This window comes from Rhodoblastus sp. 17X3 (genome assembly GCF_030056575.1).
GTDB lineage: Bacteria > Pseudomonadota > Alphaproteobacteria > Rhizobiales > Beijerinckiaceae > Rhodoblastus.
In genome coordinates, this window is record NZ_JASHHX010000017.1 from 1 (window position 1) to 24,392 (window position 24,392).

A 24,392-nucleotide genomic window follows, 5' to 3' on the forward strand; every position below is an offset into this window, starting at 1 on the left:
AGCCCGGACTCCTCAAAGTGTTTCAGATGCTTCAGGCGTATTTCGCCTGAACCTTCGCGGCCTCGTTGGCCGGCACCTGTTCATAGTGGTCGAACTGCATGGTGAAGTTGGCGCGGCCCTGCGAGAAGGAGCGCAACTGGTTGACGTAGCCGAACATGTTGGCCAGCGGCACCATCGCATTGATGACGACCGCATTGCCGCGCATGTCCTGGCCCTGGATCTGTCCGCGACGCGAATTCAGATCGCCGATGACCGAACCGGTATATTCTTCCGGGGTCACGACCTCGACCTTCATGATCGGCTCGAGCAGAACCGAACCGCCCTTCTGGAGAGCTTCGCGCATAGCGGCGCGCGAAGCGATTTCGAAGGCCAGAACCGAGGAGTCGACGTCGTGGAACGCGCCGTCGATCAAGGTCGCCTTGACGTCCACCACCGGGAAGCCGATGAGGATGCCCGCGCCCATCACGGACTGGATGCCCTTGTCGACGCCGGGGATATATTCCTTCGGCACGGCGCCGCCGACGATCTTCGACTCGAAGACATTGCCCGCGCCGGCTTCATTCGGCTCGAAGATGATCTTGACACGCGCGAACTGGCCGGTGCCGCCAGTCTGCTTCTTGTGCGTATAGTCGATTTCGCACTTTTTGGTCAGACGTTCGCGATAGGCGACCTGCGGCGCGCCGATGTTGGCGTCGACCTTGTAGGTGCGCTTCAGAATGTCGACCTTGATGTCGAGATGGAGTTCGCCCATGCCCTTCAGGATGGTCTGGCCCGACTCCTGATCGGTCGAGACGCGGAAGGACGGATCCTCGGCCGCGAGCTTCGCCAGCGCGATGCCCAGCTTTTCCTGGTCGGCCTTGGTTTTCGGCTCGATCGCGATCTCGATGACCGGATCGGGGAATTCCATGCGCTCGAGGATGACCGGCTTCAGCTGATCGCAGAGCGTGTCGCCGGTGCGGGTTTCCTTGAGGCCGGCCAGCGCGACGATGTCGCCGGCATAGGCTTCCTTGATGTCTTCGCGGTTGTTGGCGTGCATGAGCAACATGCGGCCGACACGCTCTTTCTTGTCCTTGGTCGAATTGAGCACGGTCGTGCCGGATTCGACCTTGCCGGAATAGACGCGGCAGAAGGTGATGGTGCCGACGAAGGGGTCGTCCATGATCTTGAACGCAAGCATGGAGAAGGGATCGCTATCCACCGGATTGCGAACCATTTCCTCGCCGGTGTCCATGTCTACGCCCTTGATCGCCTCGCGATCGGTCGGACACGGCAGGAAGTCCACGACGGCGTCGAGCAGGGGCTGGACGCCCTTGTTCTTGAAGGCCGAGCCGCAAAACACGGGATGGAAGGCGATCTTGCGAACCGCGGTGCGGATCATGCGCTTCAGGGTCGCCTCGTCCGGCTCGACGCCGTCCAGGTAGGCAGCCATGACGTCGTCGTCCATTTCGACGGCGGCTTCGATCATCTTCTCGCGATATTCCTTCGCCTGCTCCAGGAGCTCGGCGGGAATTTCCTCGTCGTGATATTTCGCGCCGAGGCCTTCGTCGTCCCAGACAACCGCCTTCATGCGGATGAGGTCGATGACGCCCTTGAAATTGTTCTCAGAGCCGATCGGCAGCTGGATGCAGACCGGACGGCCGCCAACGCGGGTCTTGATGTCCGACACGCATTTGAAGAAGTCGGCGCCGATCTTGTCCATCTTGTTGACGAAGCAGATGCGGGGTACGGCGTATTTGTCAGCCTGGCGCCAGACGGTTTCCGTCTGGGGCTCGACGCCCTGGTTGCCATCGAGAACGCAAACGGCGCCATCGAGCACGCGCAGCGAACGCTCGACTTCGATGGTGAAGTCGACGTGCCCGGGAGTGTCGATGATGTTCAGGCGCTTGCCGTTCCAGAAGGTCGTGGTGGCCGCGGACGTGATCGTGATGCCACGCTCCTGCTCCTGCTCCATCCAGTCCATCGTCGCGGCGCCTTCGTGCACCTCGCCGATTTTGTGCGACTTGCCGGAATAATACAGGATGCGTTCCGTGGTCGTCGTCTTGCCCGCGTCGATATGGGCCATGATGCCGAAATTACGGTAGTCCTCGATCGGATGACTGCGCGGCATGGTAGAAAGTCCTTGGCTCTGGCTACGGGCTTACCAGCGGTAATGCGAGAAGGCGCGATTGGCTTCCGCCATGCGATGGGTGTCTTCACGCTTCTTGACGGCGGCGCCACGATTGTTCGACGCGTCGAGCAGCTCGGCCGACAGACGATCGACCATGGTCTTGTCGTTGCGGCCGCGAGCAGCGGTGATGATCCAGCGGATGGCCAGCGCCTGGCGACGCTCGGTGCGCACTTCGACCGGCACCTGATAGGTGGCGCCGCCGACGCGACGCGACCGGACTTCGATCGCCGGCGCGACGTTTTCCAGCGCCTGCTTGAAGACGCCGAGCGGATCGGCCTTGGCCTTGGCTTCGACGATATCGAAGGCGCCGTAAACGATCTGTTCGGCAGCCGACTTCTTGCCGTCGTACATGATGGAGTTCATGAACTTGGCAAGAACGGTGTCGCCATACTTGGCGTCCGGGATGACTTCGCGCTTTTCGGCGCTGTGACGACGCGACATGTTCGCTCCTGAGATCTATCTTACTTCGGACGCTTGGCGCCGTATTTCGAACGGCGCTGCTTGCGATCCTTGACGCCCTGGGTGTCGAGAACGCCACGCAGGATGTGATAGCGCACGCCGGGCAAATCCTTGACGCGGCCGCCGCGGATCATGACCACGGAATGCTCCTGAAGGTTGTGACCTTCGCCCGGAATGTAGCCGATGACTTCGAAGCCATTGGTCAGACGAACCTTCGCGACCTTGCGGAGCGCGGAGTTCGGCTTCTTCGGCGTCGTCGTATAGACGCGGGTGCAAACGCCGCGCTTCTGCGGCGAGGCCTGCAGATGGCGGGCCTTTTCGCGGTAGGTTTTCGGTTGCCGCGGTTTGCGGATCAACTGGGAAATTGTCGGCATCCTTCGCCTTTCCGAAGCGAAATAGTGAAACATTTGCAGCCAGGACGATTCCGCCCCGCGCCCACCTCGCCGCAAGCCCGAATGGCTTACTGCGAAGCAAACGAGCGCCTTCAGCCCAAGGAGGCTTCCGGCGCTTGCCAGACAGAGGATCAACGCCTTCACGCCAATCGTGTCGATGAACGATTCCGCCGAGAAGGTCCCGTTCAGAATCGGATGACTGTTAAGTCGCAAAGCTGATCGACAGCGTTTAGACTGCGTGGGTTTCCGGCGAGGCGCCAGAAAACATGCCCGTCTACGGCCTGTCTGAGTGCGGCGGAACATAGATGCGGGACTCGCGCCCGTCAACCGTTTTTTCGGCGGTTTCGACCGTTAAATTCGCATTAAAACCGCTGGAAAGCGACCCGTTTCGCGGCGCGGCTTCACAATACCGCAAGAACAGTCAAAAGGGACCACCCATGTCCGCCAACCTATGCAGAACCTGGACTGAAGATCGGGAACTGGGGCTTGAGCGGCCCTTTTCCTGTGCGCCGGAACGTCTGTTCGAAGCCTGGACCGAGCCAAGGATACTCACGAAATGGTTCGCGCCGAAGCCGTGGTCGGTAGCGGACGCCAGCTGCGACCTACGAATCGGCGGTTCGTCGCGAATCGTCATGCGGAGCCCGGACGGCGCCGAATTCCCCAATACCGGCGTTTATCTGGAAATCGATCCGGGCCGGCGACTCGTCGTCACCGACGCCTATGTGGACGGCTGGACGCCCTCCCGCCAGCCGTTCATGACTCTGGTGCTGGATTTCCTTCCGCAGGCAGGCGGCGCGCTCTATCGCGCCCGCGTGCTGCACTGGTCTGTCGCTGACCGCGAAAGGCACGAGGCGATGGGCTTCCACCAGGGCTGGCCCATCTGCACGGAGCAGCTCGCCGCTTTGGTCGCGGCCGCGCCAGATGGCCTCAGCTGAAATGCTCGCGTTTCATGCGCGAGCGGCCCGCCGGCTCGAACTCGGTGCGGCATGACGGCGAAAGCTCGTTGAGATTGCCTTTCAGGCAGGCTTCGATCGCTTCGACATTGGGAATGTCCGAGGCGCAGAACTTGAAGGCGTCGCCCATGCAGTCCGACCGCTCCTGCTGCGTGCCCTGCGCCTGCGCGACGGTTGCAGCCGGAATCGAAAACAGCGCGCCCAGCATGACCAGCCGCGCCGTCTGATAAAACAACTTCGTCGAATTCATTGATGCTCCCTCCGCATTCGGCGGGCGGATGGTGAAGGAGCCTCGAAGCCCGCGCAAGTCCGATTCGCAGGCCCCGAGAGGCGGCAAGACGGCGCCTTGCGCGCAACGGCGATTCCCTGGAAGCTTCGCTCCCCGGCGCGTCTGGTCGTCGGGCCGCCACGGGAGGGCGCGCGATGAAATCCTGTCGCAAGGAACTATGGTTCGACACGCCGGGCCGCCGCGCCTTTCTCAACATCACGCCGCAGGTCAACGAGGTCCTGAGGGAGAGCGGCGTGCGCGAGGGCCTTGTTCTGGTCAACGCCATGCACATCACGGCCTCCGTCTTCATCAATGACGACGAGAGCGGACTGCATCGTGATTATGAAGTGTGGCTGGAAAAGCTCGCGCCGCACGAGCCCGTCTCGGGCTATTGGCACAATCGCACCGGCGAGGACAACGCCGACGCCCATATGAAGCGTCAGGTCATGGGACGCGAGGTGGTCGTCGCGATCACCAATGGCAAGCTCGACTTCGGTCCGTGGGAGCAGATCTTCTATGGCGAGTTCGACGGCGGGCGCCGGAAGCGGGTGCTGGTCAAGATTATTGGGGAGTAAGGCGGGCGGCGCAGGGCCGAACCGTCTTGCGCCCTGCCCCGCAAAAATCTAAACCTCGCGGAAAGCCGAGGGAAAGATGACCGAATACAAGCCGAAATCCGATTTTCTGAACACTCTTTTCGCGCGGGGCTTCGTCCATCAATGCTCCGACGTTGAGGGGCTCGACCAGAAGGCCCTCGCGGGCGATCTCATCGCCTATATCGGCTTCGACTGCACGGCCGCCTCGCTCCATGTCGGCTCGCTGCTGCCGATCATGATGCTGCATTGGCTGCAAAAGAGCGGCGGCAAGCCGATCACCCTCATGGGCGGCGGCACCACCCGGGTCGGCGACCCGTCCGGCAAGGACGAAAGCCGGAAGATGCTCACCGTCGGGCAGATCGAAGCCAATAAGGATTCGATCAAGAAGGTGTTCGAGAAATTCCTTGCGTTCGGCCCCGGCAAGACCGACGCCCTGCTGACCGACAACGAGGAATGGCTCTGCAAGCTCAATTACATCGACTTCCTGCGCGACGTCGGAAAGCATTTTTCGGTCAATCGCATGATGGCGATGGATTCGGTCAAGCTGCGGCTGGAGCGCGAGCATGAGCTGTCCTTCATCGAATTTAACTATATGTGCCTGCAAGCCTATGATTTTGTGGAATTAAACCGCAGGCATGGCTGCCTGTTGCAGATGGGCGGCTCAGACCAGTGGGGCAATATCGTCACCGGCCTCGATCTCGGCCGCCGCATGGGAACGCCGCAGCTCTACGCCCTCACCTCGCCGCTGCTGACCACCGCCTCCGGCGCCAAGATGGGCAAGACCGCCGCGGGCGCCGTCTGGCTCAATTCCGATATGCTGCCCGTCTATGACTACTGGCAATTTTGGCGCAACGCCGAGGACGCCGACGTCGCACGCTTCCTGAAGCTGTTCACCACCTTGCCGCTGGAAGAGGTCGCAAGGCTCGCCGCGCTGCAGGGCGCCGAGATCAACGAGGCGAAGAAGATCCTGGCCAATGAGGCCACGGCCCTGCTGCATGGCCGCGAGGCCGCCGAAGCCGCCGCCGAAACCGCGCGGAAAACCTTCGAGGAAGGCGTACTGGCGCAAAGCCTGCCGAGCGTGACCGTGGCGGCGGGCGAGATCGCCTCCGGGCTCGGCGTGCTCGCCGCATTCGTCAAGGCCGGCCTGACGCCCTCGACCGGCGAGGCCCGGCGGCAGATCAAGGGCGGCGGGCTGAAGCTGAACGACGTCACGATCACAGACGAGCGTTATGTGCTCGGCCAGACCGATTTCGAGCAGGAAGGCGTCGCCAAGCTGTCCGTCGGCAAGAAAAAGCATGTGTTGCTGAAGGTGGAGTAGACGAGACGCAATGAGCGGAGGGGGAAAGATCAGGATCGGGATCGGCGGCTGGAGCTATGAGCCCTGGCGCGGGATGTTTTATCCCGACAAGCTGCCGCAAAAGCTGGAACTGGACTACGCCAGCCGCCGCCTGACCTCAATCGAGATCAACGCCACTTATTACGGCTCGCAAAAGCCCGAGACCTTCGCGAAATGGCGCGCCGAGACGCCGGATGATTTCGTGTTTTCGCTCAAGGCGCCCCGCTTCGCGACGAATCGCCGGGCGCTGGCCGAAGCAGGCGCGAGCATCGACCGCTTTTTCGCCAGCGGCGTCATGGAGCTTAGGCACAAGCTCGGCCCGATCAATTGGCAATTCATGGCGACCAAGAAATTCGATCCAACGGATTTCGAGGCGTTCCTCGCGCTTTTGCCTCAATCGATCGACGGCGTCGCGTTGCGCCACGTTGTCGAACCGCGCCATGACAGCTTCCGGACGCCTGAATTCCTCGCGTTAGCGAGAAAGTTCAGAGCCGGTATTGTGATGGCCGGCGACAGCAACTACCCGCAAATCGCCGATCCGACCACATCCTTCATCTATGCCCGCGTCATGGGCTCCCGCGAAAGCGAAGAGCGGGGCTATTCGGACGCCGATCTCGATAAATGGGCTGAGCGCGCGAAGATCTGGTCGGCGGGAGGGACACCCGAGGGGTTGGCCTATGTCGGCGCGACGCCGCCCGTCGAACCCCGCGATGTATTTCTCTATGTCATCAGTGGCCACAAGGCGCACAATCCCCTCGCCGCTTTGGCGCTGATCGAACGGACTCGATAGTGGTCCAAATTATGCGCTCGGCGCGGTCGCATATATCGAAAAAGGGCGAAACGCAGTCGCAGACCGGATGGCTGGAGACGGCCCAAAAGCGGATGCTCGCTCGATTTGGCTCTTGGATGTTGTTCGCCGGCTGGGCCGCGCTCGCTGGCCGCCAAGCGGTTTGCAATTTTGGTTCCCGCGCGGCTTGCTGAATCAGGGTTCAATTTTGCAACCGCGTTCACTCGATCCGGACGCGTTCGCGCGCCCGGACGCGGCGTTGATCAGGCCGGCAGACCAAACTGCTTGCGCAGGCTCCGGTCGAACATCCCGGCCGGCACGAAACGACGCAGGACGCCGATTTGCTTCGCGGCCTTGCCTGCAGGATAGCGGCGCCCCGGCCGCGAGGCGGTGGCGGCGACGACCACGGTCTCAGCGACCACTTCCGGGTCGTCTCCAGTGGTCATCGCCTGCTGAACGAGCTTGTCCACGCCGGCCCGCGCTTCATCATATTCGTTCAACACGGCGTCCGGCTTGAGCGCAGCCTGATCGAAGGAGGTCTTGGTGAACGCCGGCTCGATCAGCGTTACGCGGACGCCAAACGCGCGCGTCTCGTGGTCGAGCGATTCCGAATATCCTTCCACCGCGTGCTTGGTCGCACCGTAATATGCAGAAAAAGGCGCGGGAATGAAGCCAAGGACCGAGCTGATATTGATGATATGCCCGCCGCCATTCTTCCTCATATACGGCAAGACGGCGTTGGTCATGCGCACGAGGCCAAAGAAATTGACCTCGAACAGGGACTTCGCCTGCGCCATCGAGGACTCCTCGGCTCCGCCAAAAAGACCGAGGCCGGCGTTATTCACCAGCAGATCGATCCGGCCGGCCCGCATGAGCACTTCGGAGACGAGTTGTTTGACCGAGGCGTCATCGGTCACGTCAGCCACCAGCATAGTGACGTTCTTAGGCCTGTTTTCAACTGTGCGACGGCTTGTCCCGTAGACCGTGAATCCCGCCCGCCCCAGCGCCTCGGCGGTGGCTTTGCCGATGCCCGAGGAGGCGCCGGTGACGATCGCGACTTTTCCCGATTGCATGTTCATTGTATCACCATGTGGCGCCAGCAAAATCGCCAGCTTTGCGAACATCCGCGTCGATTAAGACGCTTATTCATGATGAGTATCATGTAATGCATTCATGATATGAATCATGTATAATGTCAAGCGGGAATCTGAGGAGACAGCGATGAGAGTGACCCGGGAGCAGGTCCAGGAGAACAAGCGGACCATTCTGGAAGCCGCGGGCCGGCTGTTCCGCGCGCGCGGCTACGAGGCCGTCACAGTGACGGATGTCATGAAATCGGCCGGGCTCACGCACGGCGGATTCTATGGCTATTTCAAGTCCAAGGATGATCTGATTGCCCAGACATTGGCCCAAATGCTGGGGGCGACCGAGCCGCTATCCGCCGGTTTAGAGAATATTGCGGCGCAATATCTTGCTCCGGAGCACCGAGACAATTTCGCGTCCGGCTGTCCGGTCGCGGCGCTGGCGTCGGAGACGATCCGTCATCCCGGCGGCGCCCGTGCAGAGATGACAGCGGGACTCAACCGTCAAATCGAGCGCCTCAGCAAGGTCGCCCCTGGCGCTGACGAGGCGGAAAGGCGTCGCGCTGCGATCGGCAGCTGGGCTGCGATGGTTGGCGCCTTGATCCTGGCGCGTATGAGTGACGATTCAGATCTATCGGACGAGATCCTGAGTGAGACACGAACCTGGCTTGCCGCACGTGGGCGGCAAGCGTGAATCGACGGGCCTCGACTCACGTCGAAATCGGCTCACTGCCAAGTGTAGACCTCGCGAAGGAGAGCATCGGATCGCGCGCACGAATTCAGGTTGCTCGGGTAAGGTCCGCCGCCAGCTCTGCCGCGGCCTTTCGTGAATGGCCATCTTGCGCCCGCTTCGGGTCGATTACGGTCCTAGGCAGCCGAACAGCAGGCTGCCGAGCGTTCGACTTGGCGCCCATGTCACCGCCCTGCCAGAAAATCCTTCAGCCGCTTGACCGCCTCGATCATATCCGCCTCGGCGCCGGCATAGGACAGGCGCAGCGCCAAATGACCGCGAACCGGGTCGAAATCGACGCCAGGCGTCGCCGCAATGCCCGCGCGATGCAGCAGATCGTGGCAGAAGCGCGCGGAATCATCGGCGAACCGGCTCACATCGGCATAGATGTAGAAAGCGCCGTCGGCAGGCGCGAGTTCGTCCCAGCCCAACCCCGGCAGTCCGTCCAGCAGGATCTCGCGATTGCGCCGGTAGCCCGCCTTCACGATCTCCAGTTCGTCGGTGGCGTCGAAGGCGGCCTCGGCGGCAATCTGCGACAAGGTGGGCGGAGAAATCGCCAGCGATTGCTGCAACCGCTCGACAGTTCGAACCAGTTCTGGCGGCACGACCAGCCAGCCGACGCGCCAGCCAGTCATGCAATAATATTTGGAGAAGGAATTGACGATCACCGCCCGATCGGAAAAAGCCAGCGCCGTCTGCGCCGGCTTGTCATAGGTCAGGCCGTGGTAAATCTCGTCGGAGATGAACTTGATCCCCCGCCGCGCACAGGCTTCGGCGATTTCCCGAAGGGATTCGGCGCTCTGCAACACGCCGGTCGGATTGGCCGGGCTCATCAGCAGCAGGCCGTCGAGCTTTTGCGCCTTGTCGGCTTGTTCAACCGCCGCCGCCGTGACAGCGAAGCCGTTGGAGGCGTTGACCGGCAGGTCCACGGCCTCGATGCCCAGCGCGCCAAAGATGTTGCGATAGGCCGGATAGCCGGGGTTCTGGATCGCGACGCGGGCGCCCGCGTCGAACAGCGCCAGAAAGGCCATGATGAAGCCGCCGGACGAGCCGGTCGTCACCGCCACACGCTGCGGATCGAGCGCGACGCCATAGGTCTCGCGATAATGACGCGCGATGCGCGCGCGCAGCGAGGCGAGGCCCAGCGCGTCGGTATAGCCCACCGGCTGGCCGCCGAGCGCGGCGATCGCCGCCTCGCGCACCCGGCGCGGCGGCGGCGCGCAAGGCTCGCCGACCTCCATATGGACGATTTGCGCGCCCGCCTGCTCCATCAGGCCCGCCTCGCGCTTCACATCCATGGCGATGAAGGGGGCGATGGCCGCGCGTCTGGCGGGGGTCAGGGTCAGGTTCAGGGTCTGGGCGGTGTCTGTCATCATATTTTCTTGTAAGGGCGCGCCGCAATTCGACCCCAGGGCCAAATTAGTGCTAAGCAGGGTTAGATTTTTCCGTCGGAGTTGTCCATGTTCGTCCAGAGCCGCAAGGCGATTTTAGCCGCCTTCCTGAGCCTGACCGCCTTCGCTTTGCCCGCTTCGGCCGCCGAGTTCAGCGCCGCGCAGAAGACAGAGATCGAGTCGATCATCCACTCTTACCTCGTCGATCATCCGGAAGTGCTGCGCGAGGCCGCGATCGCGCTGGAGAAAAAGCAGCAGGTGGAAGAAGCGGAGCTGCACAGCCGCGCCATCACGAAGAACAAGGACGCCTTGTTCAATTCTTCCTTTGACGCCGTGATCGGCAATCCGAAGGGCAAGATCACTTTGGTCGAGTTTTTCGACTATAATTGCGGCTATTGCAAAAGAGCACTCGGCGATGTCGTGACCCTGATGAAGTCCGAGCCCGATCTGCGCGTCGTGCTCAAGGATTTCCCGGTGCTCGGCCCGGATTCGGTCGAGGCGGCGCAAGTCGCATCCGCCGTGCGCAAGCAGACCTCCGGCGAGAAATTCTTCGAATACCATCAGAAGCTGCTGGGCAGCCGCGGCCATGTCGGGCGCGAACAGGCGCTCGCCGTCGCCAAGGACATGGGCCTCGACATGGACAAGCTGCAGAAGGATCTCAAGGATCCCTCGATCCACGCCGGCATCGAAGAGACGATGAAGGTCGCCGACTCCCTCAACCTCACCGGCACCCCGTCCTATGTGGTGGGCGACGAGGCGGTGGTCGGCGCCGTCGGCGTCGAGCAGCTCAAGAAGCGCGTCAATTCAATGGCCAAATGCGGCAAGACCGCTTGCTGAGGCGCCGCGTCGCGCTATAAGGCGGCATGCTTACTGTCACCGACCTCACCTATCGGCTCGGGCCGCGCCTGCTGTTCGAGTCAGCCAGCGCGGCGCTGCCTGAGCGCGCCAAGGTCGGCTTCGTCGGCCGCAACGGCGCCGGCAAAACCACCCTCTTCCGCCTGATTTGCGGCGAAATCTCCGCCGAGGGCGGCTCGATCTACCTTCCGCGCGGCGCGCGCATCGGCCGCGTCGAGCAAGAGGCGCCGGGCGGCGACGGCAAGCTGATCGATTTCGTGCTCGCGGCGGATGTCGAGCGCGCCGCCTTGCTGGAAGAAGCCGAAACGGCCCATGACCCGCATCGAATCGCGGAAATCCATGTCCGCCTCGCCGATATCGAGGCCCATGCCGCGCCCGCCCGCGCCGCGGAAATCCTCTCCGGCCTCGGTTTCAATGAAGAAGCGCAAAATCGCGCCCTCAAAGAATTTTCCGGCGGCTGGCGCATGCGCGTCGCTCTCGCCGCCGTGCTGTTCTCCAAGCCGGACCTGCTGCTGCTCGACGAGCCGACCAATTATCTCGATCTCGAAGGGTCGCTCTGGCTGATCGACTATCTCGCGAAATATCCCGCGACCATCGTTGTCATCAGCCATGACCGCGACATGCTGAACGACGTCTGCGACCATATCGTCCATCTCGATCGCGGCAAGTTGCAGCTCTATCGCGGCAATTATGATTCCTTCGCCCGCCAGCGCGCCGAGGCGCGGATGCTGCAGGCGAAGTTCCTGAAAAAGCAGGAAGAGAAACGCGCCCATCTGCAGGACTTCGTCGATCGCTTCCGCGCCAAGGCGACCAAGGCCCGCCAGGCGCAGTCCCGCCTGAAAATGCTGGAGAAGATGGAGAGCGTCGCGGCGGTGGTGGATGACGAAGTCCTGCCTTTCGTCTTCCCCTCGCCGGAAAAGCCGCTCTCGCCGCCGATCATCGCCATGGAGAATGTCTCCGCCGGCTATGGCGAGCGGGTCGTCCTGTCGAAACTCAGCCTGACTCTTTCCAATGACGACCGCATCGGGTTGCTCGGCTCGAACGGCAACGGCAAATCCACGTTCGCCAAATTGCTCGGCGGGCGCCTGGAGCCGCTGGCGGGCCAGCTTCGCAAGTCCTCGAAGCTCGAAGCCGGCTTCTTCGCCCAGCATCAGGTCGACGACCTCAATCTCGAAGACACGCCTTATCTGGCCGTGCAGCGGCTGATGACCGACGCGCCCGAGGCAAGAGTCCGCGCCCGCGCGGCGCAGATCGGCTTTCCCAATGTGAAGGCCGACACCAAGGTCGCCAATCTTTCCGGCGGCGAGAAGGCGCGCCTGCTGATGGGCCTCGCGACCTTCTCCGGCCCGCATCTGCTCATTCTCGACGAGCCGACCAACCATCTCGACATCGACAGCCGCGCCGCCCTGATCGAAGCGATCAATGATTACGAGGGCGCTGTGATCCTCGTTTCACACGACCAATATCTGCTGGAAGCCTGCGCCGACCGGCTGTGGCTCGTCGCGGACGGCCGCGTGCAGAACTTTGATGGCGACATGGCGGATTACCGCAAATTCGTGCTCGATTCCGCGCGGAAAAGCCAGAAGGACGGCGCGGAAAAGAAGCGCGACGCCAACCCGGCCGCCGCGCCCGACGCCCGGCGCGACGCGGCCAAGGCCCGCAAGGACGCCGCGCCGCTCGCCCGCAAGGTCAAGGCGGCCGAGGAAAAGATGACGAGATTCAGCGACCTCATCGCCCGCGTCGATCTCATGCTGGCCGACCCGCGCGCCTTCGAGCGCAGCCCGGCCGAGGCGACCCGGCTGTCGCAGCAGCGGGCGGAGCTGCAGCGGGCGCTCGATGCGGCGGAAGAGGAATGGCTGGAGCTTTCCTCCGAGCTGGAGGCCCTGACGGGCGGCTGACGTCAGAAAGACGTCGCCTGTCCGTTTTAAGCAGGGCTGTTTCCTTGGAGCCGACCATGCCGACCCAAAAGCCTTTTCCGACCGGCGCGGTCCTCGCCTTCGCCCTGCTCGGCGCGATCGTCACGGCCTATGTCTTTCTGGACCGCCCGCTGGCCTTGTTCGCCTTCGGCAACTTCCACGAATCGCGCGGCCCCTTCGTCGCCATCACCCATTTCCTCGACTGGATGGAGGCTGCCGCCGTGGCCTCCCTCGTCTGGGCTAGCTGGATGGTCGCGCGCGGAAAACCCTTCGGCGGAAAGGGCCTGATCGCCTTGCGGACAACCCTCGCCCTGTTCCTGGCCATGGGCGCCAAGGAGCTGGCGAAGCTGGCCTTCGGGCGAACCTGGCCGGAAACCTGGACCGGCGGCAACCCGTCGTTTATCCGCGACGGCGCCTATGGCTTTTCGCCCTTCCACGGCGGAGCGGGATGGTCGTCGTTCCCCTCGGGACACGAAACCCTGGTCTGCGCCGTCGCCGGCTGCCTCTGGGTGCTGACCCCGCGCCTGCGCCCGCTTTGCGTCGTCGCGGCCCTCGCCATGGCCGTGGGCCTGCTCGGCGCTGATTATCACTGGCTCAGCGACGTACTCGCCGGCGGCTTGATGGGCTGGATGATCGGCGTGTTCGTGGCCAAGCTCGAGTTACCGCGAACCGTGACCGCCTCGGCCTGAATCTATTGCACGCTGGCGGCCATCCCCGGAAAGCGCCGAAGCACCCTGTCCTGCTGTTCTGGCGCGACGCGGACAGCGAAAAAGGCGTGGCCTTCGTCGTCGTTCTCGCGCGACAAGACTTCGGTGTGGGAATAAAGCCAGGCTTGGCCTTCGCCGTCGCCTGCTTCGAGCCGCAGGCTCAGCACCGGGCGCCCGCGCGCCAGCCGCGTCTCGATGGCTTCCAGCAGAATGTCCAAGCCCTCGCCGGTCGTCGATGAGACCGCGCAGGGCCTCTCGTCTTCCGGGCGCAACGCCGCCTTGTTCCTGACCCGCTCGCGTTCTTCAGGCGGCAGCAGGTCGGTCTTGTTCCAGACCTCGATCAGACGGTCGCGGTCGTGAACATCGATCTCCAGCTCGGCCAGAATTTTCTCGACATCCGCGCTCTGCGCTTCCGCGTCCTCATGGGCGATATCGCGCACGTGCAGGATGATGTCGGCCTCCTGCACCTCTTCCAGCGTGGCGCGGAAGGCCGAAACCAGCATGTGCGGCAGGTCGGAGATGAAACCCACCGTGTCGGAGAGGATGACCCTGCCGCCATGCGGCAGCTTCATGCCGCGCAAGGTCGGGTCCAGCGTGGCGAACAGCAGGTCCTTGGCGAAGACTTCCGCATTCGTCAGCCGATTGAACAGTGTCGATTTCCCGGCATTGGTGTAGCCGACCAGAGCCACGATGGGGAAAGGCACGTCGCGCCGGCTCTTGCGATGCAGGCCGCGCGTTTTCTTGACAGTTTCGAGATCGCGCTCGATCCGGGTCATCCGCTCCTGGATCAGGCGGCGGTCCGTTTCGATCTGGGTTTCGCCGGGGCCGCCGAGGAAGCCGAAGCCGCCGCGCTGGCGCTCAAGATGGGTCCAGGACCGCACGAGCCGCGATTTCTGATAGGTCAGATGGGCGAGTTCGACCTGAAGCGCGCCCTCGGCGGTGCGGGCGCGCTCGCCGAAGATTTCCAGGATCAGGCCGGTGCGGTCGATCACCTTGGCGCCGAAGGCCTTTTCGAGATTGCGCTGCTGCACCGGCGACAAGGCGCAATCGACCGCCACCAGTTCGGCTTCGAGCTCCTTGACTTTCTCGGCCAGCTCCTCGACCTTGCCCTTGCCGAGGAACGTCGCCGGACGGATCTGCGAGAGCGGAACGACCTCCTGCCCCACGATCTCGACGTCAATGGCAAGGGCGAGCCCGACAGCCTCGGCCATCCGGGCCTCACGCGAGCGCATCGACGTCTCGCCTGCCGCATGGGATGCGGCGCGGTCGGTCAGATAGGGGCCTATCACCAGGACGCGGGTCTTTGTTTTCCGCCCCAATGGGGACGCGCCTTCGAGGGACGCCGTTTTTTCGTTCAAGCTCGTCTCACCACCATCTTGGAATGTTATTTTTCCGCGCCCTCTTCCGTCGGATCGAACATCTGGATCGGATGGCCGGGCATGATGGTGGATATGGCGTGCTTGTACACCAATTGCGAGTGGCCATCGCGGCGCAAAAGCACACAAAAATTATCGAACCAGCTCACGACGCCTTGCAGCTTGACGCCATTGACGAGAAAAATCGTGAGTGGGATTTTGTTCTTTCGCACGTAGTTGAGGAAAGTATCCTGAAGATTGGGTGTGCGTTCGACCGCCATGTTTATTCCTATTCTCTTTTTTTCCTTGCGTCGGCCCCAAGACGCTGGCGAGGCTCCAATCCTGAGCTCATGCCAAAACAGGCGCGTTGGGCGCACTTTCGCCTATTAGAGTCTCAAGCGCAGGAACTAAGCAAGAAGTTCTTTTGAACGGCCCCGTTTGGAAATGCGCAAGGGCCTCAAGGGCTGGCGGGAGCAAAATCATGAAAAACCGCGCGCAGGCCCAATGCGACAGATCCCGGCGCGCCCGAGCCGATCTTCCGTCCATCCAGGGCGACAACGGGCATGACCAGCGTCGTCGCGCCGCTGATGAAGGCTTCCCGCGCGGCGAAAGCCTCATCCAGCGTGAAGGCCCGCTCAATCACGCGCAAACCCTTCGCGGCGGCGATTTGCAGCAGGCGGGCCCTTGTTATTCCACTCAGAATCGCCGAATCGGCGGGATGGGTGACGAGAGCCCCCTCCTCGTCGACGATCCAGGCGTTGCTGGACGCGCCTTCGGTGACATAGCCCTTCGAATCGATCAGCCAGGCTTCATAGGCGCCGGCTTCCCGGGCCTGTTGCTTGGCGAGAACATTTGGCAGCAGGCTCGTGGTCTTGATATCCGGCCGCTTCCAGCGAATGTCCGGCATCGAAATGACCTTGATCCCGGCTTGCGCCTTGGCCTCCGCCGCCGCCCGGTCGCCGCGATGGGCGAAAGCGACCAGCGTCGCGGGCGTCCCCGCCCTGGGGAAGACATGGTCGCGGCGCGCCGCGCCGCGCGTCACCTGCAGATAGACATGGCCGTCCGTGACGCGATTGCGCGCGACGAGCTCGCGCAGGATCAGTCTGAGCGCGCCCTCGCCCGCCGGAAGATTGAGCCGCAACTCCCGCGCCGAGCGCTCCAGCCGCGCCAGATGCCCCGTCTCGTCGATCAATTCGCCGCCGAAGACCTCGATCACCTCGTAAATCCCGTCGGCGAAGAGAAAGGCGCGGTCGTCGATCGAGACGCCGGCGTCGGCGTGGCGGATATAACGGCCGTTGACGTAGGCGATGCGGCTCATTTTTTTTCCTCTTTATTTCCGTCCTTCGGACGGCGCTCCTCGCACGAGCCGCAGGGCGCCAACGGACGCCCGTCTTCCAACGGGCTATTGGTCGCATTCGCTCCTGGCCGCCCCGCTCGGTCCAGTGGCCCGCGCGAAACGGCGGTTTCATAACAGCCCTAATCTGCTGGCGACGACCGCCAGCGCAGCGGCGGCGGCCATGGCCCAAAGCGGGCTGCGCGGCGACAGCGCGACGAAAGCCGCTGCGGCCAAGGTGATGAACGTCGCGATGAGGCCGGAATCGGCCCCGCGCGCCAGAACATAGCCATTTGCCGCCATCAGGCCGATGGCGAGCGGAATCAGCGCCTTTTTCAGCCGCGCCAGCCAGGGCGCTTCGCCCGCCCGGCGCATGGTCCGCGCGGCGGCGAAGGCCAGCAGCGAGGACGGCCCCATAATGCCGAGCGTCGCGGCCAGAAGCCCGGCGAGCCCCGCCAACCGCCAGCCGAACAGGCTGAAGACGATGACATTCGGCCCGGGCGAGGTCTGCGCGATGGCGAAGGTCTCCGCGAATTCCGCGCCCGTCAACCAGTGCAATTCGCCGACCATCTGGCGCTGCGCCTCGGGCAACGCCGCCGTGGCGCCGCCGACCGCCAGCAGGGAAATGCCTGCGAAACGCAGGAAAATCTGCAGGAGGAGATCGTCCTTCATCGCCGCGCCCGCGCGAAGACGAAGCTCGTCGGGACCAGAACAGCGAGAATCAGCGGCAGAGGCAGGCGCAACAGTGCGGAGCCGACGAAAGCGGCGACGGCGAGCAGGACCACCAATGGTTCGAACGGGATCCTGGCTGTCATTTTCAAGGCCGTGCCGATGGCGAGGCCGGCCGCGGCGGCGGTCGCGCCGTAAAGCGCCGCGCGCACGTCGGGAAGCGTGGAAAAGGTCGTGAAAAGGCTGGCGACGGCGACGAGAAACGCCAGAGGCGCCGCGAGCAGCCCCGCCAGCGCGGCCGCCGCGCCGGCCGCCCCGCAAAATCGGTCGCCAAGCATGACCGCGAGGTTGCAGGTATTGGCGCCCGGAAGGGCCTGGCACAGGCCGAGCAGGGAGGCGAATTCGGCATCGTCGAGCCAGCGCCGATCGTCGACAATGATCGCCCGCGAAATCGGCCCCGTGCCGCCGAACGCCAGCGCGCCGAGCTTGAAGAAGCCGAGGAACAGTTCGCGCCGCGTCACGACGGGCTCAATCGATCGCGAGGGACTTGAGCTTGCGGTGCAGCGCCGAGCGCTCCATGCCGATGAATTCCGCCGTACGCGAGATATTGCCGCCGAAGCGGTTGATCTGGGCCACCAGATATTCGCGCTCGAACACCTCGCGCGCGTCGCGGAGCGGCAGGCTCATCAGCTTTTCGCCGCCGGAGCCGGTCGGAGTCGAGGGCACCAGCGCGCCGATCTCGCGCGGCAGCATTTCGGCGGTGATCTCGGCTTCGGGGTCGCCGCCAGTCAGGATCATCAGGCGCTCGATATTATTGCGCAGCTGACGGATATTGCCCGGCCAGTCATGCGATTGCAGCACCGCCATGGCGTCGTCGCCGATCTTCCGCCGCGGCAGGCCGGAATTGGCGGCGAGCTGGTCCATGAAAAACGAGATCAGCTCAGGGATGTCCTCGCGCCGCTCGGCGAGCGAAGGCACCCGCACCGGCACCACGGAAAGACGATGGAACAGGTCCTCGCGGAAGGTCCCCTCCGCGATGCAGCGCGGCAGGTCGCGCGCCGAGGACGAGATCACCCGCACGTCGACATGAACCCGCGTGGTGCCTTCGACGCGCGTAAAATTCTGGTCCACCAGCACGCGGAGAATCTTCGCCTGCGTGTCGCGTGGCATGTCGGCGACTTCATCGATATAGAGCGTGCCGCCATGGGCCTCTTCGAGCGCGCCGGTCTTGCGCGGGCGCCCGTCGCGCGCCTCGACGCCGAACAATTCCATTTCCATGGTCTCGGCGGCGATGGCGGCGGCGTTGATGACGATGAATGGGCCGCCGGCGCGGGCGGAGGCTTCGTGAATGGCGCGCGCCGCCAGTTCCTTGCCGACGCCCGGCGCCCCGGTGATGAGAATGCGCGAATTGGCCGGCGCCACGCGCTCGATCAGCTGCTTCAACTGCTGGAGCGCCTGCGAATGGCCGACAAGCGTGTTGGAGCCCGCCGAACGCGCCTTAAGTTCAGAAACCTCGCGGCGCAGGCGCGACGTTTCGAGCGCCCGCTCCGCCACCAGCACCAGACGATCCGCCTTGAACGGCTTCTCGATGAAGTCATAGGCGCCCTGGCGGATCGCCGTCACCGCCGTTTCGATGGTGCCGTGGCCGGAAATCATCACCACGGGAAGGCTCTCGTGGTGGCGCTTGATGGATTCGAGCAGCTGGAGGCCGTCGAGCTTCGATCCCTGCATCCAGATATCGAGAAAAATCAAATGCGGGCGGCGCGCCTCGATCGCGGCCAGCGCCTCGTCGGAATTGCGCGCGGTTCGGGTCGCAAAACCTTCGTCCTCCAGAATGCCGGAGACCAGTTCGCGAATGTCGGCTTCGTCGTCGACGATGAGAATGTCGTGCGCCATGATCAACCTTCGCTCAAGCTTTGTCGGCGCGGTCAGCGCCCTCGCCCGCCGTGACCGGCGCGACGAGCGGGAAATGCAGGCGCACCAGCGCGCCCTGGCCGGAGGCGGCGTCGAGAAGCTCGATGCCGCCGCCGTGGTCTTCTAGAATTTTCGCCACGATGGGCAGGCCGAGACCCGTGCCCTCGGAGCGCGTCGTCATGTAGGGCTCCAGCAAGCGGGCGCGATTTTCGCGCGGAAAGCCTTTGCCATTGTCCTCGACGTCGATGATCACGTCGCCGTCCTCGATGCGCAGGCTCACGTCGATCTTCGGCGCGCGCCCTTCCATGTCCGTCGCGGCTATGCCTTCCGTCGCGTTTTTGACGATATTGGTCAAAGCCTGCGCCAGAAGTCGGCGGTCGAAGCGCGCCACGACCGGCTCGGGCGGGCAGGAGCCGGTAATCGCGATCTCGGGATGTCCGACCCGCATCAGGAACAGCACCTGCTCGACGCAGGCGGTGAGCTCGTCCCGCGTGAGCTGCGCCTTGGGCATGCGCGAGAAGGATGAGAACTCGTCCACCATGCGCTTGATATCGTCGACCTGGCGGATGATCGTGTCCGTGCACTGGTCGAACACATCCTTGTCGACGGTGATGACCCGGCCATATTTGCGCTTGAGGCGCTCCGCCGAAAGCTGGATCGGCGTGAGCGGATTCTTGATCTCATGCGCGATGCGGCGGGCGACGTCGGCCCAGGCCGCCGTGCGCTGCGCGGTGACGAGATCGGTCATGTCGTCGAGCGTGGCGACGAAGGTGCGCTCGCCGCGATTGAGCGGTCCGGGCGTGATGCGGACGTTATAGGTGCGTTCGCGGCCGCCCCGGCTGAGCACGATCTGGCGCTGCGACATGCGCGAATAACCGCCGCGCGCCTCCTGCAGCATGGCGCTTAGCTCCGGCAACACCTCGGCCAGGGGCCGGCCGATCGCCTTGTCCGCCGCCTCTTCGCTCTCGGCGCCAACCAGCAGCCGCGCGGAAGGGTTGAGCACGGTGACGTCGCCGCGCGCGCCGATGCCGATCACCGCCGCCGGCACGCCGAACAGCACGGCTTCGGTAAAGACGCGGCGTTCGTCCATCACCTGATTGGCGGCCATCAGACGGTTCTGCTGCTGGCGCAGCTCCGAGGTCATCTTGTTGAAGGTCGAGCCGAGATGCGCGAGATCGCCCTCCGCCTGCCGCACCGGGACCTGGACATAGAAATTGCCCGCCGAAACCTGGTCTGTCGCCGCAATGAGGCGGCGGATCGGCGCGACGAGGCCATTGGTGAAGGCGAGGCCGATCCAGACCGCCGAGAGCAGCATGATCGTGGCCAGAAGGCCGAACATGACCGCGAGCGTGATCTGGAACTGATGGCGGTGTTGCTCGAACGAGTCGAACAAATGGTTCAGGGCCGCCGCCTGCTTGGGGAACTCCAGCGTGAAGGGATCGACCGGGCGGCTGGTGTAGAGGAACACGTCGCCGAAGGACGGCATCGGGCGCAAGGCGACGAAGGTCCGGCCCTCATTGAGGATGAGGCAAAGCGGCTCGTTCTTCAGCGAATCCGCAAAATCGACGTCCTGCGGCTTGACGACCGGGTCGCGGATCATCGACCCGGTTTCGACCTGCGCCAGGATCGCCCCGTCGCGCTTGATCATGGCGGCGGCGGAAAAGCCGAGGAAATGCGCGCGCGACGTGAAGAATTCCTTGAACAGCTTCGGATCGGAATCGAACATCGGCTTGCCGCGATCGAGATCGGAGGCCGTGAGCTGCGATTCCTGCAGCAGCCAGAGGCACTGATTTTCGCGGAACAGATTTGCCGCCTCGGTCGCGCCGCCGATGAAGCCGCGCACATCGCGCATGAAGGCCGGGTTGAACAATTTATCGAGCGTGACCGAGCCGACGATGGCCATGCTGATCGCCGGCACGGCGGCGATGACCGCGAACAGGGCCACAATGCGAATATGCAGCCCGGCGGCGGCTGTCTTGGAGCGCCAGGCGCGGACCAGCCCGAACGCCTCGAAAGCCACAAGAGCCGCGAGCAGCGCGGCGATCGCGGCGTCCACGATGAAGAGATACTGGACGTTCTGGTCCGTCGGCGTGAGCGGAGTCAGGCCCGCGAAAATCAGGAAGCTGCCGATGGCGCAGAGAATCGCGATCGCCACCACGAAGGGACCGATGCGCGACAGAAAGCTGCGCTCGCGGCGGCGCGATTTGCGGGAGTCGGGTCGGTTTTGCTTGTCTTGTGTCATCGACCGCGAGGTGCTGGGAATCGGAAGGGGAAACTACAGGAAGGCGATACGCGTGGCAATAATGCAACGCTGTTGCGCAATTGCGACAAAATTGCGAGGATTTGACGGCTTCAGCGAAGCACTAGCCGAAGGTCGGACGCGGGATCGGCGACAAGGGCCGGATCAGGCGAGAGCCCGGCGTCGAGCAGCCTGCGCGCCAGAAGATGTTCGCCGGGGCGATTGACCGAATCGACCGCAATCAGCCTGCCTGAGCCATAATAGAACAGGGAAAAGGCGTTCGCGCCAGACGGCCTTTCGACGCAGAGGTCAAACCCCTCGCTTAGACCCGCCATCTGCAGCTTGACGTCATATTGATCCGACCAGAACCAGGGCGCGGCGGCGAAGGGCTTGTCCCGGCCCATCAGCGCGGCGGCGGCAGCCTTGGCGCTTTCCACCGCATATTGCACGCTCTCGAACCGCAGCATCCGGCCGTCGGGGCGCCGCAACACCGTGCAATCGCCTGCTGCGACGATGTTTTCATGCGACGTTCGGCCGCAGGAGTCCACGACGACCCCGCGCGAGGTCTCAACTCCCGCCGCCGCCGCCAGTTCGTCATTGGGGATGGCGCCGACGCCCAGCACCACGAGATCGGCGGGGAAGATCCGCCCCGAGGCTGTCGTGACGCCCGCGACCGCGCCACCCTGCCCCACGATCGCCGCGACCTGCTCGCCAAACAGCAGCTCCACGCCATGCGTGCGATGCAGATCGGCGAAAAAGGCGGAGATTTTCGGGGTCACGGCGCGGGCCATCAGCCGGTCCATCGCCTCGATCAAGGTCACGTCGCAGCCGCGCTTGCGCGCCGCCGCCGCAACCTCCAGCCCGATGAACCCGCCTCCGATCACCACGACGTTCTTCGCGGAATCGAGGCGGCGGGAAATTTCGCGCGCGTCGTCGAGATCGCGCAACACGCAGACGCCGGGAAGATGGGCGCCCGGCAGGTCGGGGCGGCGCGCGCGGGCGCCCGTCGCCAGCGCCAGCCCGCTCCACGGGAGCGCCGAACCATCAGAAAGCGTAATTCGCCGCTCCGCCGGCTCGATCGCCGCGACATCGACGCCGAGACGCAGGTCGACGCCCTTGGAGGCGAGGAATTCGGGGCCGCGAAAGGTGAGGCGGTCGTCCGCCGTTTCACCGGCGAGCCAGGCCTTGGACAAGGGCGGACGCTGATAGGGCGGAACCTTCTCATGGCCGAGCAGGACGACCTCGCCGCCAAAACCTTCGGCGCGCAGGCTTTCCGCGACTTGCAGGCCAGCCTGGCCGGCGCCGACAATGATCATTCTCTCGCTCATCGGCCTTGCGTCCCCCCTGTCGCGTCGCGCGCAAATTTCGCACGAAGCCTTGCGCCGAAGCAATCGACCGGCTTTGCCATCGTTGGAACGGCGATGCTAGGCTCCGCCGCCAGGAAGGGAGCTTCCATGCACAAGATCGTTTTTCTCGACGCGGCGACTCTGGCTGAGGGAGTCCAGCTGCCGCGGCCCGACTTTCCGCATCAATGGACCAATCATTCCGCCACTGCGCCGGATCAGATTGTCGCGCGCGCGGCGGAGGCGGACATCGTCGTCACCAACAAGGTCCGCATCGGCGCGGAGCAGATCGCCGCCCTGCCCGGATTGCGGCTGATCGCCGCCGCCGCGACAGGCTATGACAATATTGACGTCGACGCCGCCCGGGCGCGGGGAATCGCTGTGACCAATATCCGCGCCTACTCCGTGGATTCCGTGCCGGAGCACACGTTTGCGCTGATCCTCGCCTTGCAGCGCCAGATCCTGCCCTATGTCGCGGACGTGCGCGCGGGCCAGTGGCAGGCTTCCGGCCAGTTTGCCTTCCATACCCACAAGATCCACGACCTTCACGGCAAGAGACTGGGCCTGTTCGGCTCCGGCGCTCTCGGGCAAAAAGTCGCTGCGCTCGCCGCCGCCTTCGGCATGGAGACGGTCTTTGCCGGCCGCAAGGGCGAGAAGGCGCGGCCCGGGACGCTGGATTTCGACGAGGTTCTGGCGACGTCCAACGTCATCTCGCTGCATTGTCCGCTGAACGCCACGACGGAAAACATGATCGGATGGGCCGAGTTTTCCGCGCTGCGCCGCAAGCCTCTGCTCATCAATACGGCGCGCGGCGGGCTGGTGGACGAAGAGGCGCTGGAGCGCGCGCTTGACGCCGGGCTCGTCGCCGGCGCGGGAATCGACGTGACGCGCCCCGAGCCTCCGCCCGCCGACAGCGCCATCATGCGGCTGGCGCGCCGGCCCAATGTGCTGGTGACGCCCCATGTCGCCTGGGCCAGCCTCGAATCCCAGCAGACCCTCGCGGACCAACTCGGCGCCGTGCTGGCTTCTTTCGTCAAGGGAGAGCGGATGAACCGGCTGGATTAGGGCCGATCGCCCTAACCTTGGCGGTTCTTCTCGAACCACATCTGGTAATGCAGCGCCTCGCAGATCAACGAATAGATCGCGCCGGTCCAGGCGTGGATGAAGCCGGGGATTCCACAAAGGAACATCCGCCGCGAGACATAGACCCGAAGGAAATAAAGCGGCGGATTGACTACCAGTTTCAGAAGGCTTGGCTTCTTGCCGTTGGCGATGCGCTGCTGGGCCTTGAGCCGGGCGTAGGTGATTTCCTTGGCAAGCTGGGCGTCGAAACGCAGGGCGCGTTCATGCCGCAGCAAGCCCGTTCGGGCGTCGCGCACCTCGCCCTCGGCCAGCAGCCCCTCATGGACCAGCAAGGCCTCGTCGAAACGAACTTTTTCGCGCCGCGCCAGCCGCAGGATGCGTTCCGGCCTTGTGGCGCGCGGCGCCGGCGCCGTGCGGCCGAACAGGGTCAGGGCGCGCTGCAGCCGCCAGCCCGCGACCTCCGGCGGCGACTGCAACAGGCGCGGCAGGTCGCGGCGCAGATCATCGTCCAGCCATTCGTCGGCGTCGATGCTCAGCACCCAATCCTGTGTCGCCTGCTCCAGCGCGAACTGCTTCTGCCTGGCGTAGCCGGGCCAGTCGCGCTCGATCAGCCGGATCGGCCAGCCCCGCGCGATGAAATCGCGGATGATCGCCAGCGTGGAATCCGTCGAGCCGGAATCGACCACGATAATCTCGGCGCAGGAATCGAGGCTGGCGAGACAGGCGGGAATGCAGGCCTCCTCGTTCTTGCAGATGACGGTGGCGGAAATCGGCAGTTTCGTCACGGGTGGCGGTCCTGAAAGAATTTGCGTCGAAAAAG

24 protein-coding genes are annotated in these 24,392 nt (G+C 64.0%); 9 read left to right on the forward strand and 15 right to left on the reverse strand.

The features are described from left to right. Window positions 1-31 precede the first annotated feature (31 nt). From fusA to rpsL, 3 genes are read right to left on the reverse strand one after another with little or no spacing between them, the layout of a single operon-like run. Window positions 32-2,107 (reverse strand): elongation factor G, encoded by a 2,076-nt coding sequence (gene fusA, locus QM467_RS14885; RefSeq protein ID WP_283367127.1) that lies wholly within the window; start codon window positions 2,105-2,107, stop codon window positions 32-34. A gap of 30 nt (window positions 2,108-2,137) precedes the next feature. Further along, window positions 2,138-2,608, reverse strand: coding sequence for a 30S ribosomal protein S7 (gene rpsG / locus QM467_RS14890; protein WP_283367128.1), 471 nt, complete (start codon window positions 2,606-2,608; stop codon window positions 2,138-2,140). A gap of 20 nt (window positions 2,609-2,628) precedes the next feature. Then, the gene (gene rpsL / locus QM467_RS14895) at window positions 2,629-3,000 is read right to left on the reverse strand and encodes a 30S ribosomal protein S12 (RefSeq protein WP_088520448.1); all 372 of its coding nucleotides are present in this window, start codon (window positions 2,998-3,000) and stop codon (window positions 2,629-2,631) included. Window positions 3,001-3,455: 455 nt separating this feature from the next. Here rpsL and QM467_RS14900 point away from each other — a divergent pair, with 455 nt between their 5' ends. Next, a complete protein-coding gene (locus QM467_RS14900) occupies window positions 3,456-3,953 on the forward strand; it encodes an SRPBCC family protein (RefSeq protein ID WP_283367129.1) in 498 nt (165 codons plus the stop codon). Here QM467_RS14900 and QM467_RS14905 read toward each other — a convergent pair. Then, complete coding sequence (locus tag QM467_RS14905; RefSeq protein ID WP_283367130.1) at window positions 3,946-4,221, reverse strand: hypothetical protein; 276 nt, start codon at window positions 4,219-4,221, stop codon at window positions 3,946-3,948. The two genes, QM467_RS14900 and QM467_RS14905, sit on opposite strands and share 8 nt — an antisense overlap. A 173-nt stretch (window positions 4,222-4,394) precedes the next feature. On the opposite strand from QM467_RS14905, the gene QM467_RS14910 reads away from it, so the two are divergent. The 3 genes from QM467_RS14910 to QM467_RS14920 all read left to right on the forward strand — a co-directional run bounded on the left by QM467_RS14910 (window position 4,395) and on the right by QM467_RS14920 (window position 6,958). Continuing rightward, window positions 4,395-4,814 carry a secondary thiamine-phosphate synthase enzyme YjbQ gene (locus QM467_RS14910; RefSeq protein ID WP_283367131.1) on the forward strand — a complete coding sequence of 140 codons (420 nt, stop codon included), beginning with the start codon at window positions 4,395-4,397 and terminating at the stop codon, window positions 4,812-4,814. A 76-nt stretch (window positions 4,815-4,890) separates the two neighbouring features. Next, a complete protein-coding gene (gene tyrS / locus QM467_RS14915; protein WP_283367132.1) occupies window positions 4,891-6,150 on the forward strand; it encodes a tyrosine--tRNA ligase in 1,260 nt (419 codons plus the stop codon). A gap of 10 nt (window positions 6,151-6,160) precedes the next feature. Beyond that, window positions 6,161-6,958 carry a DUF72 domain-containing protein gene (locus QM467_RS14920; RefSeq protein ID WP_283367133.1) on the forward strand — a complete coding sequence of 266 codons (798 nt, stop codon included), beginning with the start codon at window positions 6,161-6,163 and terminating at the stop codon, window positions 6,956-6,958. Between the two features lie 260 nt (window positions 6,959-7,218). On the opposite strand, the gene QM467_RS14925 is transcribed toward QM467_RS14920, so the two are convergent. Next, complete coding sequence (locus tag QM467_RS14925; protein WP_283367134.1) at window positions 7,219-8,034, reverse strand: oxidoreductase; 816 nt, start codon at window positions 8,032-8,034, stop codon at window positions 7,219-7,221. A gap of 142 nt (window positions 8,035-8,176) precedes the next feature. On the opposite strand from QM467_RS14925, the gene QM467_RS14930 reads away from it, so the two are divergent. Then, on the forward strand, window positions 8,177-8,731 hold the full coding sequence (locus QM467_RS14930) for a TetR/AcrR family transcriptional regulator (RefSeq protein ID WP_283367135.1): 555 nt from the start codon (window positions 8,177-8,179) through the stop codon (window positions 8,729-8,731). 221 nt (window positions 8,732-8,952) lie between these two features. On the opposite strand, the gene QM467_RS14935 is transcribed toward QM467_RS14930, so the two are convergent. Continuing rightward, window positions 8,953-10,140: a pyridoxal phosphate-dependent aminotransferase gene (locus QM467_RS14935; protein ID WP_283367136.1), complete on the reverse strand. Its 1,188-nt coding sequence runs from the start codon at window positions 10,138-10,140 to the stop codon at window positions 8,953-8,955. An 87-nt stretch (window positions 10,141-10,227) separates the two neighbouring features. Here QM467_RS14935 and QM467_RS14940 point away from each other — a divergent pair, with 87 nt between their 5' ends. Genes QM467_RS14940 through QM467_RS14950 form a run of 3 tightly spaced genes read left to right on the forward strand, consistent with a single transcriptional unit; the run spans window position 10,228 to window position 13,618 of the window. After that, window positions 10,228-10,995, forward strand: coding sequence for a DsbA family protein (locus tag QM467_RS14940; RefSeq protein WP_283367137.1), 768 nt, complete (start codon window positions 10,228-10,230; stop codon window positions 10,993-10,995). 26 nt (window positions 10,996-11,021) lie between these two features. Continuing rightward, window positions 11,022-12,911, forward strand: coding sequence for an ABC-F family ATP-binding cassette domain-containing protein (locus QM467_RS14945; RefSeq protein WP_283367138.1), 1,890 nt, complete (start codon window positions 11,022-11,024; stop codon window positions 12,909-12,911). A gap of 56 nt (window positions 12,912-12,967) precedes the next feature. After that, window positions 12,968-13,618: a phosphatase PAP2 family protein gene (locus tag QM467_RS14950; protein ID WP_283367139.1), complete on the forward strand. Its 651-nt coding sequence runs from the start codon at window positions 12,968-12,970 to the stop codon at window positions 13,616-13,618. Between the two features lie 2 nt (window positions 13,619-13,620). On the opposite strand, the gene hflX is transcribed toward QM467_RS14950, so the two are convergent. From hflX to QM467_RS14990, 8 genes are all read right to left on the reverse strand, one after another. Then, window positions 13,621-14,994 carry a GTPase HflX gene (gene hflX / locus QM467_RS14955; protein ID WP_446737784.1) on the reverse strand — a complete coding sequence of 458 codons (1,374 nt, stop codon included), beginning with the start codon at window positions 14,992-14,994 and terminating at the stop codon, window positions 13,621-13,623. 26 nt (window positions 14,995-15,020) lie between these two features. Next, a complete protein-coding gene (gene hfq, locus QM467_RS14960) occupies window positions 15,021-15,272 on the reverse strand; it encodes an RNA chaperone Hfq (RefSeq protein ID WP_283367141.1) in 252 nt (83 codons plus the stop codon). Window positions 15,273-15,448: 176 nt separating this feature from the next. Further along, on the reverse strand, window positions 15,449-16,309 hold the full coding sequence (locus QM467_RS14965) for a D-amino-acid transaminase (RefSeq protein ID WP_283367142.1): 861 nt from the start codon (window positions 16,307-16,309) through the stop codon (window positions 15,449-15,451). A 147-nt stretch (window positions 16,310-16,456) separates the two neighbouring features. Beyond that, on the reverse strand, window positions 16,457-16,996 hold the full coding sequence (locus tag QM467_RS14970; RefSeq protein ID WP_283367143.1) for a chromate transporter: 540 nt from the start codon (window positions 16,994-16,996) through the stop codon (window positions 16,457-16,459). Continuing rightward, the gene (locus tag QM467_RS14975; RefSeq protein WP_283367144.1) at window positions 16,993-17,514 is read right to left on the reverse strand and encodes a chromate transporter; all 522 of its coding nucleotides are present in this window, start codon (window positions 17,512-17,514) and stop codon (window positions 16,993-16,995) included. The genes QM467_RS14970 and QM467_RS14975 overlap by 4 nt, the downstream gene beginning before the upstream one ends. A gap of 7 nt (window positions 17,515-17,521) precedes the next feature. Further along, window positions 17,522-18,889, reverse strand: a complete 1,368-nt coding sequence (ntrX, locus tag QM467_RS14980) for a nitrogen assimilation response regulator NtrX (protein WP_283367145.1) — start codon at window positions 18,887-18,889, stop codon at window positions 17,522-17,524. Window positions 18,890-18,902: 13 nt separating this feature from the next. Beyond that, window positions 18,903-21,149: a sensor histidine kinase NtrY-like gene (locus QM467_RS14985; protein ID WP_283367146.1), complete on the reverse strand. Its 2,247-nt coding sequence runs from the start codon at window positions 21,147-21,149 to the stop codon at window positions 18,903-18,905. Window positions 21,150-21,259: 110 nt separating this feature from the next. Continuing rightward, window positions 21,260-22,474, reverse strand: coding sequence for an NAD(P)/FAD-dependent oxidoreductase (locus QM467_RS14990; RefSeq protein WP_283367147.1), 1,215 nt, complete (start codon window positions 22,472-22,474; stop codon window positions 21,260-21,262). Window positions 22,475-22,600: 126 nt separating this feature from the next. Between QM467_RS14990 and QM467_RS14995 the strand changes: the two genes are divergently transcribed. Further along, window positions 22,601-23,554, forward strand: coding sequence for a D-2-hydroxyacid dehydrogenase (locus tag QM467_RS14995; protein ID WP_283367148.1), 954 nt, complete (start codon window positions 22,601-22,603; stop codon window positions 23,552-23,554). An 11-nt stretch (window positions 23,555-23,565) separates the two neighbouring features. On the opposite strand, the gene QM467_RS15000 is transcribed toward QM467_RS14995, so the two are convergent. Then, complete coding sequence (locus QM467_RS15000; protein WP_283367149.1) at window positions 23,566-24,357, reverse strand: glycosyltransferase family 2 protein; 792 nt, start codon at window positions 24,355-24,357, stop codon at window positions 23,566-23,568. Between the last annotated feature and the right edge of the window lie 35 nt (window positions 24,358-24,392).